General features: G+C 69.3%; 14 protein-coding genes. 7 read left to right on the top strand and 7 right to left on the bottom strand.

Features of this window, described 5'->3' with window-relative positions; translation table 11 throughout:
• Positions 1-5: 5 nt before the first annotated feature.
• The 5 genes from ABDW61_RS10990 to cyoA form a co-directional block, all read right to left on the bottom strand.
• Positions 6-782, bottom strand: coding sequence for an SURF1 family protein (locus tag ABDW61_RS10990; RefSeq protein ID WP_343638606.1), 777 nt, complete (start codon positions 780-782; stop codon positions 6-8).
• Positions 782-1,177 (bottom strand): cytochrome o ubiquinol oxidase subunit IV, encoded by a 396-nt coding sequence (gene cyoD / locus ABDW61_RS10985; protein WP_279755911.1) that lies wholly within the window; start codon positions 1,175-1,177, stop codon positions 782-784. Before cyoD ends, ABDW61_RS10990 begins: the two co-directional genes overlap by 1 nt.
• The gene (gene cyoC / locus ABDW61_RS10980) at positions 1,174-1,782 is read right to left on the bottom strand and encodes a cytochrome o ubiquinol oxidase subunit III (protein WP_279755936.1); all 609 of its coding nucleotides are present in this window, start codon (positions 1,780-1,782) and stop codon (positions 1,174-1,176) included. Before cyoC ends, cyoD begins: the two co-directional genes overlap by 4 nt.
• A gap of 38 nt (positions 1,783-1,820) precedes the next feature.
• Positions 1,821-3,815, bottom strand: a complete 1,995-nt coding sequence (gene cyoB, locus ABDW61_RS10975) for a cytochrome o ubiquinol oxidase subunit I (RefSeq protein WP_343638604.1) — start codon at positions 3,813-3,815, stop codon at positions 1,821-1,823.
• Between the two features lie 66 nt (positions 3,816-3,881).
• The gene (gene cyoA / locus ABDW61_RS10970) at positions 3,882-4,958 is read right to left on the bottom strand and encodes a ubiquinol oxidase subunit II (RefSeq protein ID WP_343638602.1); all 1,077 of its coding nucleotides are present in this window, start codon (positions 4,956-4,958) and stop codon (positions 3,882-3,884) included.
• Positions 4,959-5,172: 214 nt separating this feature from the next.
• Between cyoA and ABDW61_RS10965 the strand changes: the two genes are divergently transcribed.
• The 6 genes from ABDW61_RS10965 (at position 5,173) to ABDW61_RS10940 (ending at position 12,168) form a co-directional block, all read left to right on the top strand.
• The gene (locus ABDW61_RS10965) at positions 5,173-6,531 is read left to right on the top strand and encodes an MFS transporter (protein WP_343638600.1); all 1,359 of its coding nucleotides are present in this window, start codon (positions 5,173-5,175) and stop codon (positions 6,529-6,531) included.
• Positions 6,532-6,746: 215 nt separating this feature from the next.
• Entirely contained in the window at positions 6,747-7,253 is a 507-nt protein-coding gene (locus ABDW61_RS10960; RefSeq protein WP_343638598.1) for a MarR family transcriptional regulator, read from the top strand.
• Positions 7,254-7,278: 25 nt separating this feature from the next.
• Entirely contained in the window at positions 7,279-9,453 is a 2,175-nt protein-coding gene (locus ABDW61_RS10955) for an FUSC family protein (protein ID WP_343638597.1), read from the top strand.
• Positions 9,450-9,668 carry a DUF1656 domain-containing protein gene (locus tag ABDW61_RS10950; RefSeq protein WP_343638596.1) on the top strand — a complete coding sequence of 73 codons (219 nt, stop codon included), beginning with the start codon at positions 9,450-9,452 and terminating at the stop codon, positions 9,666-9,668. Before ABDW61_RS10955 ends, ABDW61_RS10950 begins: the two co-directional genes overlap by 4 nt.
• A gap of 68 nt (positions 9,669-9,736) precedes the next feature.
• Positions 9,737-10,621, top strand: a complete 885-nt coding sequence (locus ABDW61_RS10945; RefSeq protein ID WP_343638595.1) for an HlyD family secretion protein — start codon at positions 9,737-9,739, stop codon at positions 10,619-10,621.
• Between the two features lie 8 nt (positions 10,622-10,629).
• Positions 10,630-12,168, top strand: a complete 1,539-nt coding sequence (locus ABDW61_RS10940) for a TolC family protein (RefSeq protein WP_343638848.1) — start codon at positions 10,630-10,632, stop codon at positions 12,166-12,168.
• Here the strand turns inward: ABDW61_RS10940 and ABDW61_RS10935 are convergent.
• Positions 12,129-12,950, bottom strand: a complete 822-nt coding sequence (locus ABDW61_RS10935) for an MBL fold metallo-hydrolase (protein WP_343638594.1) — start codon at positions 12,948-12,950, stop codon at positions 12,129-12,131. The genes ABDW61_RS10940 and ABDW61_RS10935 overlap by 40 nt on opposite strands.
• Positions 12,951-13,150: 200 nt before the next feature.
• On the opposite strand from ABDW61_RS10935, the gene ABDW61_RS10930 reads away from it, so the two are divergent.
• Entirely contained in the window at positions 13,151-14,653 is a 1,503-nt protein-coding gene (locus ABDW61_RS10930) for a PLP-dependent aminotransferase family protein (protein WP_343638592.1), read from the top strand.
• Between the two features lie 39 nt (positions 14,654-14,692).
• Here ABDW61_RS10930 and ABDW61_RS10925 read toward each other — a convergent pair whose 3' ends face one another.
• Positions 14,693-17,164, bottom strand: a complete 2,472-nt coding sequence (locus ABDW61_RS10925) for a CehA/McbA family metallohydrolase (protein WP_343638590.1) — start codon at positions 17,162-17,164, stop codon at positions 14,693-14,695.
• Positions 17,165-17,179 lie beyond the last annotated feature (15 nt).

The following is a 17,179-nucleotide window of genomic DNA, read 5'->3' as shown; positions in this document are numbered from 1 at the left end:
GCGCCTCAGTCCTTCGAGCCCGGCAAACCCAGCGCCCTGCGGCGCTCGACACGCCACAGCCAGACGCCCACGCCCGCCGTCATCGCGGCCATCGCGAACCAGGTCAGCGCGTATTGCAAGTGATGGTTGTTGAAGCGCACCACCGTCAGCCCGCCGCGCGGCCAGCGCGTCTGGTCATCGGCCGCGGCCGCGTCGACGAAGTACGGCGCCACCGGTCCTTCGACCACATGGCGCGCCTTGGCGATCGCCTGGACATCGCGCGAGTACCAGCGATCCTGCTCCGGCACGTTGCGGCGCAGCAGGCCGCCGCCAGGCTCCGACAGCCGCAGCAGGCCGACGACGCGGTCCTCGCCCTGCGTCTCCGACGCCGTGCGCGACGCGCGTGTCTTGAATTCCGGCGGCACGAAGCCGCGATTGACCAGCACCCAGTCGCCGCGCACCGTGCGCAGCGGCGTCAGCACCCAGTAGCCGGTGCCCAGCTCGGTGCTCGCCCCCACCAGCGTCTCGCGCGAGTGGTCGAAGGTGCCGGTGAGCACGACCTTGCGGTACTCGTCCTCCGCCTTGGTGATCGTCTGCCAGCGGTCCGCGCCGGGCGCGCGCACCGGCTCCGCGGCAAGCCGCCGCTCCACGCGCGCGATCAGGTCCTGCTTCCATCCCAGCCGCTGCAGCTGCCACGCCCCCAGCGCGGCAAAGGCCGCAAACAAAAGGGCCGCGCCCAGCAGCAGCGCCCAGAAGGCAGTGCTGCGGCGCGGCCGCGGCAGTTCCGGATGAACCTCGTCCATCAGGGCATGTTGCGCATGTCGTGGATCGGCATCATGTTGCTGTTCAGGTGGAACATCACCCAGATCGATCCGGCCAGCATGATCACCACGACGGCGATCGTGAAGATCAGCGACAGCATCGACCAGCCGCCCTCGACCTTCGAGTTCATGTGCAGGAAATAGATCATGTGCACCACGATCTGCACCGCCGCGAAGGCCAGCAGCACGATGCCCGTGGTCGCCGGCGAGGCGATGACCTTGCCCATCACCAGCCAGAACGGGATCGCCGTCAGGATCACCGACAGGATGAAACCGATCACGTAGCCCTTGACGGTGGCGTGGTAGCCGACGTCGTCGTGATCGTCGTGACCATGGCCGTGGCCGTGGTCGTCGTGCTTGTGGTCATGGTCGCTCACTGCAGCGCTCCCATCAGATAAACGAAGGTGAAGACACCGATCCAGATCACGTCCAGGAAGTGCCAGAACATCGACAGGCAGATCAGGCGGCGCTTGTTCTCCTTGGTCAGGCCCAGCTTGGTCACCTGGACCATCAGCGTCACCAGCCAGATCGTGCCGAAGGTGACGTGCAGGCCGTGCGTGCCCACCAGCGTGAAGAACGAGGACAGGAACGCGCTGCGCTGCGGACCCGCGCCCTCATGGATCAGGTGCGCGAACTCGTAGAGCTCCACGGCCAGGAAGCACAGGCCCAGGATGCCGGTGACCGCCAGCCAGGCCAGCGTGCCCTGCTTCTTGTTGGCCAGCATCTTGATCATGGCGAAGCCATAGGTGATGGAGGACAACAGCAGGAAGCCGGTGTTGAGCGCCACCAGCGGCAGGTCGAAGAGGTCGGCGCCCGACGGGCCGGCCGCGTAGCTGCGGCCCAGCACCGCATACGTCGCGAACAGCACCGCGAAGATCAGGCAGTCGCTCATCAGGTAGATCCAGAACCCGAGGAGCGTGCCGTGCTGCGGATGGTGATCGCCGTTGTCGTAGAACACCGGCGCGCCGGTGTTGTTCGTCATGGTCGTTGCTTGCATGTTGGATATCGCTCGCTGCGGATTCAGGCCTGGGCGGCCAGCACCTGGGTGCGGGCATCCTCCGTGCGCGTGACTTCATCGGCGGGGATGTAGTAGTCGCGCTTGTAGTTGAAGGTGTGGACGATCGCCGCGATCACCGTCACCGCGAAGGCGACGCCGGCCACCAGCCACATGTGCCAGATCAGCGCGAAGCCGAACAGCGTCGACAGGCCCGCCAGGATCACGCCCGCGCCGGTGTTCTTCGGCATGTGGATCTCCTTGAAGCCGCCGACCGGGCGCTGATGGCCGCGCGTCTTCATGTCGTGCCACGCGTCGTGGTCATGCACCACCGGCGTGAACGCGAAGTTGTACTGCGGCGGCGGCGACGAGGTCGACCACTCCAGCGTGCGGCCGTTCCAGGGGTCGCCGGTCACGTCGCGCAGTTGGTCGCGCTTGAGGAAGGACACCACCAGCTGGATCAGGAAGGAGCCGATGCCGGCGGCGATCAGCAGCGCGCCCAGCGCGGCGATCTGGAACCAGATCTGCAGCGACGGATCGTCGAAGTGGCTCATGCGGCGGGTCACGCCCATCAGGCCCAGCACGTACAGCGGCATGAAGGCGACGAAGAAGCCGATCTGCCAGAACCAGAACGAGCACTTGCCCCAGAACGGATCGAGCTTATAGCCGAAGGCCTTCGGGAACCAGTACGAGATGCCCGCCAGCAGGCCGAACAGCACGCCGCCGATGATCACGTTGTGGAAGTGCGCGATCAGGAACAGCGAGTTGTGCAGCACGAAGTCGGCCGGCGGCACCGCCAGCAGCACGCCCGTCATGCCGCCGATCACGAAGGTGACCATGAAGCCCACGGTCCAGTACATCGGGACCTCGAACTTGATGCGGCCGCGGTACATCGTGAACAGCCAGTTGAAGATCTTCGCGCCCGTCGGGATCGAGATGATCATCGTCGTGATGCCGAAGAACGAGTTGACGCTGGCGCCCGAGCCCATCGTGAAGAAGTGGTGCAGCCACACCAGGTAGGACAGGATCGTGATCACGACGGTCGCATAGACCATCGAGGCGTAGCCGAACAGCTTCTTCTGGCTGAAGGTCGACACGACCTCCGAGAAGATGCCGAAGGCCGGCAGCACCAGGATGTAGACCTCGGGGTGGCCCCAGATCCAGATCAGGTTGACGTACATCATGGCGTTGCCGCCCAGGTCCGTCGTGAAGAAGTTGGTGCCGGCGTAACGGTCCAGCGACAGCAGCGCCAGGGCCGCCGTCAGGATCGGGAACGAGGCCACGATCAGGATGTTCGAGCACAGCGAGGTCCAGGTGAAGACCGGCATCTTCATCATGGTCATGCCCGGCGCGCGCATCTTGATGATGGTGGCGATCAGGTTGATGCCCGAGAGCGTCGTCCCCACGCCGGCCACCTGCAGCGACCAGATGTAGTAGTCCACCCCGACGCCCGGACTCGCGAGCAGGCCCGACAGCGGCGGATAGGCCAGCCAGCCGGTGCGCGCGAATTCACCGATGAACAGCGACATCATGACCAGCACGGCGCCGCCGGTGGTCATCCAGAAGCTGAAGTTGTTCAGGAAGGGGAAGGCCACGTCGCGGGCGCCGATCTGCAGCGGCACCACGTAGTTCATGAAGCCCGTGATCAGCGGCATCGCCACGAAGAAGATCATGATCACGCCGTGGGCGGTGAAGACCTGGTCGTAGTGGTGCGGGGGCAGGAAGCCGAGCTGGTCGCCGAAGGCGATGGCCTGCTGGGCGCGCATCATGACCGCGTCGGCGAAGCCGCGCAGCAGCATGACCAGGCCCAGCACGATGTACATGATGCCGATCTTCTTGTGGTCGATGCTGGTCACCCAGTCGCGCCAGAAGGGGCCCCAGAGCTTGAACTTCGTCATCATGGCGAGGACGAAGAGGCCGCCCAGGGCGACCATGGCGAAGGTGCCGATCAGGATCGGCTCGTGGAGCGGAAGCGCCTCCAGGCTGAGGCGCCCGAAGATGAGCTTTTGAGCGTCAATCATCTTGGATCTCGATGGTGCTTGCGGGCCCGGCGCGTCTGGTCACAGCGCGGCGCCGGGTCCTGCGGGTCAGTTACGGGTGGCCGAGGCCTGCCACTGGGAGGCGTACTGGCCCGCGTTGTCGGGCGTGCACAGCGAAGCGACGAAGATGCGCCGCTGCTCATTGCTCCAGGCCTTGCTGGCCAGGCCGTCGATGGCGCCCTTGCCGCCGCCGCCGGCGGCGTCGATCGCCATCATCTGGCCCATGCACATCTTGGAGCCGTCGACGCAGCGGTTCACGACCGCATCGAACAGGCCCGGGGCGACGCTGGCGAAGCGGCGCACCGGCTGGCGCTCGGACGGCTTCTCCAGGTCCAGATACAGGTCCTTGGTCAGCGCGACGCCGTCGGCCTTGTTGCGCTCGACCCAGGCGGTGAACTCGTCGTTGGACAGGCCGTGGAACTTGAAGCGCATGTGCGAGAAGCCATCGCCGCTGAAGTTCGCCGAGAAGCCGTCATACACGCCGGGCTTGTTGATCACCGCGTGCAGCTGGCTCTGCATGCCGGGCATCGCGTAGATCATGCCGGCCATCGCGGGCACGTAGAACGCGTTCATCACGGTCGACGAGCTGATCTTGAAGTGGATCGGACGATCCACGGGCGCGGCCAGTTCGTTGACGGTGGCGATGCCCTGCTCGGGATAGATGAACAGCCACTTCCAGTCCAGCGCCACGACCTCGACGGTCAGCGGCTCCACGCCGGCGGGGATCGCGCGCTGCGCGTCCAGGCGCTCCAGCGGGCGGAACGGATCGAGCTTGTGCGTCGAGATCCAGGTCATCGCGCCCAGCGCGATGATGATCAGCAGCGGCGCGCCCCAGATGACCAGTTCCAGGCGCGTCGAGTGGTCCCACTCCGGCGAGTAGGTCGCCTGCGTGTTGGACGCGCGGTAGCGGAACGCGAAGACCAGCGTCAGGATGATCACCGGGACGATGATCAACAGCATCAGCAGCGTCGAGGCGACGATGAGTTGCGCCTGCTGGTTCGCGATGTCGCCCGAGGGTTTCATCACGACCATGTTGCAGGCGGACAGGGGCAGCGCCAGGGCCAGCAGCCCGAGACGGGCGAGTGGACGGGCGAGACTTGTTTTCAGAGCAGCTTTGAGGTACATGGGACTTCAGCAGACCAGCAGGCGTAGTTCACGCGGAGCCCCTTTGACCGCCGCACTGGGCGGTGGGTTCCCGCCGTCCGAAACCTGGGGGTTTCCTCCGGAGGGAAAGCGATAAAGGGGAAAACGACAGTTGTCGACCGTTGCACGCCGGGCGCAGATTTTGCCCGATTGACTCAAACCAACTATTGGACATTTTGTCCCAGGTAGGAGACGTATGAACAGCAGCACCCTTTCGACAGCCGGGCAACACCTCTCCACCGTGGGCCAGCCGCTGCCGCGAGGCAGCGGGGTGGCGACGCAGGAGGAGCAGGACGCCATCGCCCCGGGCGACATCGCCGTGGGCGTCGTGATCGGGCGGGCTTCGGAATACTTCGACTTCTTCGTCTACGGGATCGCCTCGGTGCTGGTGTTCCCGTCCATCTTCTTCCCGCACATGGAGCGGCTGGAGGGCACGCTGTACGCCTTCGCGCTGCTGGCGCTGGCCTTCGTGGTGCGGCCCATCGGGACCATGGTCGGCATGGAGATCCAGCGCCGTTTCGGCCGCAGCGTGAAGCTGACGGTGGCGCTGTTCCTGCTGGGCATCTCGACCTGCACGATCGCGGTGTTGCCTGGATTCAACACCTGGGGCGGTGCGGCCATCGCCCTGCTGGCCGCCTGCCGCATCGGGCAAGGTCTGGCACTGGGCGGGTCGTGGGACGGGCTGCCGTCGCTGCTGGCGCTGAACGCGCCGGAGGGCCGCCGCGGCTGGTACGCGATGCTGGGGCAGCTCGGCGCGCCGATCGGCTTCCTGATCGCCGCGGCGCTGTACGCCTACCTGTGGAGCAGCCTGGCCACCATCGACTTCCTGAGCTGGGGCTGGCGCTATCCGTTCTTCGCGGCGTTCGCGATCAACGTGGTGGCGCTGTTCGCGCGGCTGCGCCTGGTCGTGACGCACGAGTACGAGAAGAACCTGGAGGAGCATGAACTCGACCCCTGCGACGCCGGCGAGCTGTTCTCGCAGCAGGGCGCCAACGTCTTCATCGGCGCGTTCGCGGCGCTGGCGAGCTACGCCCTCTTCCACATCGTCACGGTGTTCCCGCTGTCATGGGTGATGCTGTATGGCGACCAGAACGTCACCCAGTTCCTGACGGTGCAGGTCATCGGGGCGCTGCTGGCGGCGGCGGCGATGCCGGTCTCCGGCATGGTGGCGGACCGCATCGGCCGGCGCAGCACGCTGGGCACGCTGGCGACCACGATCGGCATCTTCAGCCTGTTCGCGCCCATCCTGCTGGACAGCGGCACCATGGGCCAGAACATCTTCATCCTGGTCGGCTTCGTGCTGCTGGGCCTGTCCTACGGCCAGGCCGCGGGCGCGGTGACGTCCAACTTCCTGCCCCACTTCCGCTACACGGGCGCGGCGCTCACGTCAGACCTGGCGTGGATCATCGGCGCGGCCTTCGCGCCACTGGTGGCGCTGGGCCTGTCCGCGCACTACGGGCTGTGGGCGGTCTCGGCCTACCTGCTCTCGGGCGCGGTCTGCACGCTGGTGGCGCTGCGCACCAACCGCATGCTCCAGATGAAGGACAAGGACTGATCCTGAGCCCCGAACCCGCGACACGGGCTTGACAACCCGCGACGCGAAATAACAACGGCCGGTCGACAGACCGGCCGTTGTGCGTTCTGGCGCCATGGACTGGCGATGGGGGCACCTGAAGCGCAGTTGAGGCGCAACTGAGGCGCGGGCGAGGCGTGGCTGCGCCAATAACCCCACTCAAATAGATAGCAAGCTAACTATTTAAACTCGCGGACATGAACTCCTCCAAGGACAAGCCGGCCCGCTCGCTGACGCGCACCGCGCGGGAAGCGGCGCTGATGATGGTCGGGATGATGCTGCCGGTGCTGGAACGGGCGTACCGCGCCCGCGCCAACCTGGCGATGGCGCACGTGGGCCTGTCGCAGGCGCTGGCCTGGCCGCTGGTGATGATCGGCCGGCAGGGCGACGGCATGCGCCAGGGCGAGCTGGCGACGCTGCTGGGCATCGAGGGGCCGTCGCTGACGCGCTCGCTGGACCAGTTGCTCGCCGGCGGCTACATCGAGCGGCACGAGGATCCCGACGACCGCCGCGCCAAGACGCTGCACCTGACGGCGCTGGGCGCCCAGGCCTGCGAGCAGATCGAGGTCACGCTGCGCGACCTGCGCAACGAGCTCTACGAAGGCATCGCGGACGCGGACGTCGAGGCGGCGCTGCGCGTCTTCTCCACGCTGGCGGAGCGCGTCGGCGCGCCGACGCCGGCCATGCCGCCGCGGCGCAAGTGAAGGCGCCGGCTCCACCACGACGGCCATGAAGTTCCCCGCCCTCTCCTTCCCCGCGATCCGGCTGCCCGCGCTGCCGAAGCCGCTGAAGCTGCCAGCGGCGCTGCGGCCCGGCTTCACGCGCGCCGAATGGATCTTCTCGCTCAAGGCCTTCGCGGCGGCGATGCTGGCGGTCTTCCTGGCGAGTTGGGCCGGCCAGCCGCGGCCCTTCTGGGCGCTGATGACGGCCTACATCGTGGCCCATCCGATGGCCGGCGCCGTGCGCTCCAAGGGCGTTTTCCGCGTCATCGGCACGCTGGTGGGCGGCGTGGCCGCGGTGCTCATGGTGCCGGGCCTGGCCAACGCGCCGGAGCTGCTCAGCCTGGCGCTGGCGCTGTGGGTCGCGGGCTGCCTGGTGCTGTCGCTGCGGGACCGCACGCCGCGCGCCTACGCCTTCATGCTGGCGGGCTACACCGCGGCGCTGATCGGCTTTCCGGCGGTGGACACGCCGCTGACCCTCTTCGACACCGCCGTCGCGCGCCTGGAGGAGATCGGCCTGGGCGTGCTGTCGGCCACGCTGGTGCACAGCCTGGTGCTGCCCAACAGCCTGACGGGCTCGGTGCTGGGGCTGCTGGATCGCACACTGGGCGACACCCGCGCCTGGCTGGCCGACATCGCCGCGCGCCGCGATGGCGGCGCCGACCGGCGCCGTGTCGCCGGCGACATTTCGCAGCTGCGGGTGCTCTCGACCCACATTCCCTTCGACACCAGCCACCTGCGCTGGACCGCCGGCGCGGTCCATGCGATGCAGGACCACGTGGCCGCGCTGACGCCACTGCTGGCCGGCGTCGAGGATCGCCTGCGAGCGCTCGAGGCGCAGGGCGGCATGCCGGATGACGTGCGCGCGCTGCTCGACCGCATCGATCCCTGGCTGACGCTGCCCGCCAATCAGGCCGAGGCGCAGTGGCCCGCGCTGCGAGCACAGCTCGACGCGCTGACCGGCGCGGACGCGCGCGACCGCCTGGCCGGCGATCCCTGGGCGCGGCTGCTGCGCGTGGCGCTGGCGGAGCGGCTGGGGGCGCTGCTCGACGGCTGGCTGCACTGCGTGCAGCTGCGCGCGGACATCGACCGCGGCCTGCGCGGCGCGCCGATGCCCTCGCGAGCGGCGCCCGCGCCGAGCGGGCCGAAGCTGCACCTGGACCTGGGCATGGCGCTGTGGTCCGGCGCCGCGGCGCTGATCGCCATCCTGGTGTGCTGCGCCTTCTGGATCCTCACCGGCTGGCCGATGGGCGCGGCCGCCGCGATGATGGCGGCGATCTTCTGCTGCTTCTTCGCGGCGATGGACGACCCGGTGCCGGCCATCAACGGCTTCCTCGCCTGGACGCTCTGGTCGATGCCCTTCGGCGCGCTCTACGTGCTGGTGCTGCTGCCGCTGGTGCGGGACATGTGGACCCTGATGGCGGTCTGCGCGCCGGTCTTCCTCGTCGTTGGCGCCTTCATCGGCCGGCCGGCGACCGTCGGGGCGGCGCTGCCCTTCCTGTTCGGCGTCATCGGCACGCTGGTCATGCACGACACCGCGCAGGCGGACCTCACCAGCTTCCTGAATTCGATGTCGGGCCAGTTGACTGGCGTCTTCGTCGCGGCGCGCGTCACGCGGCTGATGCGTTCCGTGGGCGCGGACTGGAGCGCGCGCCGCATCCAGCGCGCGACCTGGCGCGAGCTCGACGACCTCGCGCGCCTGCCGCGCTCGGCGGGCCGCGGGCAGGCCTACCTGCTGCGCATGCTCGACCGCATCACGCTGCTGGCGCCGCGTGTCGCGCAGTCCGGCGGTTCGGTGCCCGGCGTACCCACCGACGACGCGCTGCGCGACCTGCGCATCGGCGCGGACCTCGTCGCGCTGCAGGGCGTGCGCAGCAGGCTGCCCGCCCTGGCGCAAGGGCCGCTGCCGCCGCTGCTGAACGCGCTCGGCGACTGGCTGCGCGCGCGCATCGACGGCCGGCCTGAGGCGCTCGATGCGCCGCCGCCCTCGCTGCTGGAGCGCCTGGACGAGGCGCTTGCAGGACTGATCGCCGCCTATGCCGGCTCCGGCGATCTGCCCGCCGAGGCCCATCCCGCGGCCGGCGCGCTGCTCGGCCTGCGGCGCAGCCTCTTCCCGGACGCGCCGCCGCCGGCACTGCCCGCGGGCATCCAGGACAAGGACAAGGACAAGGAGGCCCGGCCATGACCGGCGCAGTGGATTTCTTCGGGCTCTACCTGCCGTGGCTGATGCCGCTCGCGGCGCTCGCGCTGATCGCGCTCTCCGCCGTGCGGCGGCTGCTGGCCCGTGCCGGCGCCTACCGCTGGATCTGGCATCCGGCGCTCTTCGACCTGGCGGTCTACCTGCTGCTGCTCTGGGGCCTGAGCGACGCCTCGCTGCGCGTGCTGCACGGGCCGGGGTAATGACCATCGCTGCCCGCATGCCCACCGAATCAACGAATGAACGACCCCGGCCCCGCCGGACCCCTGCCATGAAAGCCTCTTCCTTCCCCCTGCGACGCACCGTCTCGATGCTGGTCACGCTGGCCGCGGTCGGCGGCGCCCTGTGGGCGGCCCACCAACTCTGGGACCGCTACGAGCTCCAGCCCTGGACCCGTGACGGCCGCGTCCGCGCCAACGTCGTGCAGATCGCGCCGGACGTCTCCGGCCTCGTCACCGCCGTGCCGGTGCGGGACAACCAGCGCGTCGCGGCTGGCACGCTGCTGTTCGAGATCGATCGCGCGCGTTATGAGCTCGCGCTGCGCCAGGCGCAGGCGCAGCTCGCCGCGCAGAAGGTCGCGCTCGCCCAGTCACTGCGCGAGGCCGAGCGCAACAGCGGCCTGGGCAGCCTGGTCTCGCAGGAGTCGCGCGAGCAGACGCGCAGCCGCGCCGAGCAGGCGCGCGCCGCCGTCGCGCAGGCCGAGGTCGCCGTCGACTCGGCCCGGCTCAACCTTGCGCGCGCCGAGATCCGCGCGCCCTCCTCCGGCACGATCACCAACTTCGACCTGCGCCAGGGCGCCTACGCCAGCGCCGGGCATCCGGTGCTGGCGCTGGTCGACGCGGACTCGCTCTACGTCGAGGGCTACTTCGAGGAGACCAAGCTCGCGCGCATCCACATCGGCGATGCCGTCGAGGTCAAGCCGATGGGCGCGAGCCGCGCGCTCACGGGCCGCGTCGAAAGCCTTTCTGCCGGCATCGCCGACCGCGACCGCAGCACCAGCGCGAACCTGCTGCCCAGCGTCAATCCGACCTTCAACTGGGTGCGCCTGCCGCAGCGCGTGCCGGTGCGGGTCAAGCTCGATCCGCTGCCGCAGGGCGAGCGGCTCGTCGCCGGCCAGACGGTCACGGTGCAGGTGCTTGGGGGCGCGAAATCGTGAGCGGCCCGATGAAGCGCGCGCTGACGATCCTGGCCGCGGCGGCGCTCGCGGCGTGCTCGACCGCGCCGAAGGGGCCGGATTACCAGGTGCCCGCGGAGGCCGCCGTCATGAAGCCCGCGGCGGCTCAGCCCTTCCTGGAACAGCAACGAGCGGCACGGTCGGCACAGTCGGCGGGGCCTGCCGAGGCCGCTGCGCCCGCGCCATTCGACAGCGCGCCGCTGCCGCCGCACTGGTGGCGGCTGTTCCAGGACGAGACGCTCGACGCGCTGGTCGAGAAGGCGCTCGCGCGCAACACCGACCTGCGCCAGGCGGCGGCCAACCTGGAGCGCGTCCAGGCCCTGGAGTCCGAGGCGCGCGGCGGCGAGAAGCCCTCGATCAGCGTCAATGGCGGCCCCAGCTTCGGCCATCCGTCGGGCCTCTCGATGCTGAGGAAGGATGACGTGCCGCCCGACACCTACCGCTACAGCGCGGGCGTCGGGCTCTCGTACCAGCTCGACCTCTTCGGCCAGATCCGGCGCGCCATCGAGTCCACGCACGCCAGCGCGGAAGCGGCCGCGGCGGCGCTCGACCTGGTCAAGGTCAATGTCGCGGCCGGCACGGCCCGCGCCTATGCCGAGGCCTGCGCCACGGGCCAGCGGCTCGACTCGGCCACCCACTCCGTCGAGCTGCAGCGCGAGGCGCTCGAGGTCACGGAGAAACTGCAGCGCGCCGGCCGCGTCGGTGAGATCGATGCCGCGCGTGCCCGCAGTCAAGTGCAGCAACTGCAGGCCGCGCTGCCGCCGCTGATCGCGCAGCGGCAGTCGGCGCTGTACCGGCTTGCGACGCTCACCGGCGAGCTGCCGGCCGACTTCCCGCGTGAGCTTGCCCAATGCCACATCGCGCCCCACGTCGCTGGCGCCATCCCGGTCGGTGACGGCGCCGCACTGCTGCGCCGCCGTCCCGACATCCGCCAGGCCGAGCGCGAACTGCATGCCGCGACCGCGCGCATCGGCGTGGCCATCGCGGACCGCTATCCCAAGATCACGCTGGGCCTGTCCGCCGGCTCGTCGGGCACGCTGGCCGGCTTCGGCAAGAGCGACACCCTGAGCTGGAGCCTGGGACCGCTGATCTCCTGGACGCTGCCGGACAACGGCATCGCCGACGCCCGCATCGCGCAGGCCGAGGCCGGCACGCGGCAAGCGGCGGCCCGCTTCGATGGGGTGGTCCTCAATGCGCTGCGCGAGACCGAGACCGCGCTCAACCAGTACGCCCGCGAGCTCGACCGCCGGGCGGCGCTGCAAGGCGCGCGCGATGAGGCGGCGCTCGTCGCGCGCCAGGCGCGGCGGCTCTACCAGGGCGGCAAGGTGGGCTACCTGGACGCGCTCGATGCCGAGCGCGCGCTCGCCGCGAACGACGCGGCGCTGGCGGCGTCCGAGGCCACGCTCATCGACGAGCAGGTGCAGCTCTTCCTGGCGCTGGGCGGCGGATGGGAATCCGCCGGCGCCGGGGCCCGGGCCACGGCCGGGACTCAGGCGGCGGCGCGCCTGCCTTCGACCGCGCGGAAGTAGCGCTCGAAGGACTCGTCGACGGCGGCGCGGCCGCCGCCGATGATGTTCAGGCCCCAGGTGTAGCCGTAGACGTCGTCGAACGGCAGGCCGTCCAGTCGTGCCTGGATGCGGCGCACGTCGGCCGGGTTGGCGGGGATGTAGTTCGGCACCGAGTACATGAAGGTCACGTGGCGGCGGTCCTGCACCACGTGCAGCGCGTCGCCGGCGAGCAGCACTGGCTTGCCGCCGGGGCCCTTATGCCAGTGCAGCACGGTGCTGCCGGGGAAGTGGCCGGGGCAGCGATGGAGCGTGACGTCCTTGGACAGTTGCAGCTGGTCGCCGCTCCACAGGTGGAGTTGCGGCGCGGGGCGGGAGATCCATTCGCGGTCGGCTTCGTGGAGGTAGATGGGCACGCCGCCGAACGCGTCGCTCCATTCGATCATCGACGAATAGAAGTGGGGATGCGAGATGGCGATGAGGTCGATGCCGCCGCGGGCTTTGAGGGCGTCGATGGCCTCGGGCGTGACGAGGCTGACGCATTCCCAGAGGATGTTGCCGGCGTCGGTCTGGAGATGGAGGGCGCGCTGCGGGATGCCGAAAGCTGGCGTGATGCCGATGCCGAGCAGATCGCCGTCGGGCTCGATGCGCAGGCGATGGGCCGCGGCGAGTGCTTCATGGGTGGTCCATGTCTGCCCGCCCCAGCCGACGTACTGGCGCTCATCGGAGCAGATGCGGCAGAGCGCGGGTGGTTCTGCGGCCTCGGCATGTTGCGTTCCGCAGGTCTGGCAGATGAATTTCGGCATGACAGTTCCTCGATGTCCTCGGTCGCAAAGCCGTGTCAGTGCGAAGGTGGTTGGGGACGGCAGTGCTTGGGGTTTCGGCGCTTGCCGCCGGGGCCCCATGCACTGGCGGCCAACGCCCGTGCCTGTGCATGAGGGCGGTCTCCCGCGTCCTCACAGGCTGTGAGAATCGCTCATTCTTTGGCCCCATTCCAGCGCCATAAATGAGCAATTCAATAGAGCCAGAATCTGCCGTCATCGGTGTGCTTTCCGAGGCCGTGTCGGCGGTGCCGGGGCAATTGCTGAAGGCGTTGCACCGTGCGCTGCGGGAGTCGATCGTGGGTGGTCGCCTCACGGCGGGCTTGAGGCTTCCGTCGACGCGCGTGCTGGCGGCTGCATTGGGGGTTTCTCGCAACACGGCCATTGCGCTGTACGACCTGCTGGCGAGTGAGGGCTATGTCGTCGCTCGGGGGAAGGGCGGGACGTCGGTGGCTGACGCGCTGCCCAGGGTGCGCAAGCGCGCGGCGATTGCTGCTGGCGAGGCGGTGGCGCCGAAGGGTCCTTGGTTGAGGTCTGCATGGTTTGCCCCGGCGGCGCCAGCGAAGGTGATCACGGCTGCGCCGGCCGTGGCGTTGAAGCATGACTTCACCGTGGGCGTTCCCGAGATCGCGCCGCTGCCCTTCGCGGTCCTGCGGCGCCTGACCGGGCGGGCGCTGCGCGAGGCGGAGCGCTCGGCGGCGGAGTACGGAGCGCCGCAGGGGTTGCCGCGCATGCGCGCCGCCATCGCGTCGCATGTCTCGGCCACGCGAGCGGTGGCCTGCGCGCCGGAGGACGTGATCGTCACGCAGGGTGCGCAGCAGGCGTTCGACCTGTTGGCGCGCGTGCTGGTGGCGTCTGGCCAGACAGCCGTCGCCATCGAGGATCCTGGCTACCCGCCGCTGCGTTCAGCGTTCATGGGCGCGGGCGCGCGGCTCGCGCCGATCGCGGTGGATGACGAGGGCCTGGTCGTCGACCGCATTCCCGCTGGCAGCCACATCGTCTGCGTCACGCCGTCGCATCAGTTTCCACGCGGCGTCACGCTCTCCGCCGAGCGCCGCCGCCAGCTGATGGACTTGGCGCATGACACACCCGCCGTCGTCATCGAGGATGACTACGACAGCGAGTTCCGCTTTGGCCGCCGGCCGCTGGATGCGCTGAAGACGCTCGACCGCGAGGGCCGGGTCTTCTACGTCGGGACCTTCTCGAAGAGTCTGTATCCGGCGCTGCGGCTTGGCTACATCGTCGCGCCGCGCTGGGCGCTGGGCGCGCTCGCCGCGGCGAAGCAGGCGGCGGACTGGCACTCGTGCACGCTGACGCAGGCGGCGGTCGCCGCCTTCATCGAGGAAGGTCATCTCCTGCGGCATGCCCGGCGCATGCAGGCGATCTATCGCGGCCGGCGGGAGGCGCTGGTCGCGGCGGTCGAACGTCACCTCGGCGCGGCGGCTGAGGCACTGCCTGGCGAGGCGGGCCTGCACATGGCCATCCGGCTGAAGGGACGCTGCGCTTCGCCGCGTCAGATCGCCCTGCGCGCCATCGAACAGGGCGTGCGCGTCGAGACGCTCGCGCGCTACGCCGTCACGCCGCGTGAGGTCGCGCCTCGCGACGACGCCTTGCTCTTCGGCTACGGCCGCATCGAGGCCGCGCAGATGGACGACGCGATCAGGCGTCTCTCGCGCTGCCTCGGTTGAGCGGGACCGCCAGCCCTCGCCAGCGGCCCTGTTCCCTCCTCAGGGATAGCTGATGGTCAGCTTGTAGGGCGAGGTCGTGCTCGATCCGGTGTACGACATCACCTTGATGTAGACCGTCTGCGCCGACGCGCCGTTCTGGTACGTCAGCGACTCCGTGCTCCCCACCGCTTCCGAGCGCGCCAGGCCGGTGCCGGTCGACTTCACCACGTACAGGTCGTAGTCGATGCTCGACGAGGTCGGGCCCGTCATGTCGACGCGCAGACGCTGGTTCGCGGCCAGCGTGACCTTGAAGAAGTCGACGTCGGTCTCGCTGCTGATGAAGCCCGTCAGCTGGTTGCGGCTGCCCACCGCGTTGGCGCTGGAGATCGCGTTGTTGGGCTCGACCTCGTCCGCGGCGTCGACCACGTTGTTGACGGTGAAGCTCACCGGCGTCGAGGTCGTCGTGTTGCCGGCCGCGTCGTAGGCCTTGGCCACGAGGCTGTGCGAGCCGTTGGCCAACTGCGTCGAGGTGACGGTGATCGCATACGGCGCCGTCGTGTCGACCTCACGCAGCGCGCCGTCCAGCCAGAACTCGACCTGCGTCACGCCGACGTTGTCGCTGGCGTTGGCCGAGAAGGTCAGCGTGCTGGTGCCGCTCACCGAGGCGGTCACCGACGGCGGCGTCGTATCGCCGCCACTGGTGCCCTGGTTCACCCAGATCGGCGCCGACCACAGCACCTTGCCGTCGTCCTGCGTGACCTTGGCGTAGTAGAAGTGCTTGCCGCTCGCCGGCGTGATCGTGGCGGTCGGGCTGCTGGCCAGCAGCGTGACGGTGCCGTTGCGGCCCGGCACGCCCTCCCAGATCTCCGTCGTCACGACCGTGCGGCCACTCGGGTTGTAGAACCCGACGTTCATCGACAGCGCGCCCGCATTGTCGAAGCGCTCGCCCATCAGCTTGCCGTTGGCGCTGAAGATCAGCTGCGACTCCTTGTCCATCGTCGCGAACACGCGGCGCGCCTTCAGCGCGTCGATCAGCGCGGCCTTGCTCAGCGGCGTGCCCGTCGGGATCAGCACCGCGGTGCGGTTGGTGTAGGACTTGCCCCAGTTGGCGCAGTGGTTGTCCTGGTTGGTCGCCGGCGCCACGTGGAAGCCGCGCTCCAGCAGCTTCTTCCACGCGCCCTCATAGGAGCTGCGCGAGGTTTCGCTCTCGGTCGTGTTCGACGAGAACGCCGAGGTGTTCATCACCTCGGACATCACCATGACCTCGTCGCCATCGGCGCTGTAGGCCATGTCGGTGCCGTTGATGATGAACTGGCCGCTCGAGTCCGGATGGTTGAACTGGCCGATCAGCCCCTGCGCGCGCATCACCGAGTAGAGCGTCGCGTAGTCGCTCTTGGCGATGTAGCGGTCGCCGAAGAGCTCGTTCTGCGCGTTGTACTCCCACGAGAACAGCTCGTTGCTGTTGAAGATGTTCAGGTGGCCGCCGTTGCTGATGACGCCCCACTCCATGCCGTACACGGCCAGGAAGCCGGGATTGGCGGCGGTGTAGTCGGACGCGATCTGCAGGCCGCGCTGGTAGCGGGCCTTGGCCGCCGTCGCGCTGCCGCTGGTGTTGGTGCTCGACGAGCCGTCGAAGTAGTGGTTGTGGTCGGTGTTGGCGAAGATGTCCAGGCCGGCGTTCTTCGCGTACGGGAAAGCCGCGTCGGGACCGTAGGCGCCGGTCTGGGCCGGCTGCGAGGAGCTGCAGCTGCCGATCGCGCCGCCGCCGTCGGAGTCGTTGGTCTGGCCGTGGAAGCTGCCGTAGTAGATCGTGTAGGGCCAGGAGCCCGCGCCCACCGCCGCCGACTGCGCGCGCGCGCGCTGGTTGGCTTCGCCCGCGGCGCCGATGGCCAGCGGACGCAGCGTGCCCATGGCGATCCTGGCCGGCTTGCCGATGGCGAAGTTCCAGCTCTGCTCGACCTCGTGGCCTTGCACCTCACCAGCCTGCTGCGCGGCCAGCAACTCGGCGAACTGCGCCTCGGTGCCCGAGCTCTTCAGCACGGTGCCAGCCTTGGCGCTCAGCGCGGTCAGCGTCGCGGTGTAGACGCCGTCAGCCAGGCCCGCGTCGCCGCGGCCGGCCCACTTCAGCGGCACGGACTTCACGTCGCCGGCGTACGGCTCGACGCCGGTCCAGCGCTTGACCAGCGCGCCGCTGGGCGAGCGCAGTTCAACGCGGTAGGCCAGCAGCGTGCCGGCGGGCGCGCCGACGTAGTCCAGATGCACGGTGAAGTCGCGTGCGCCGGTGGTTTCGGCGCCGTTGAACGGCACGTCGAGGGCGGCGTCGAACTCATGGTGGTCCGGGTACTTGGCGGACGGATCGGCGCTCAACGCGGCGGCGCGGTCGTCGGGCGACGCGGCCTGCGCCTGGGCCTGCGGCTTGTCGCCGCTGCTCAGGCCGCCGCCGCAGGCCGTCAGCACGACGGCCATGGCGCTCAGCGTGGTGACGCGCAGCACGGCGCGTCCGGACAGGGGGAACAGGGTGCGGACGTTCATGGGGGCTCCTCTGGC

Source organism: Roseateles sp. (genome assembly GCF_039595595.1).
GTDB lineage: Bacteria > Pseudomonadota > Gammaproteobacteria > Burkholderiales > Burkholderiaceae_C > Roseateles.
Note: the sequence above shows the minus strand (reverse complement) of the source record. Positions and strands in the feature narration are given on the sequence as shown.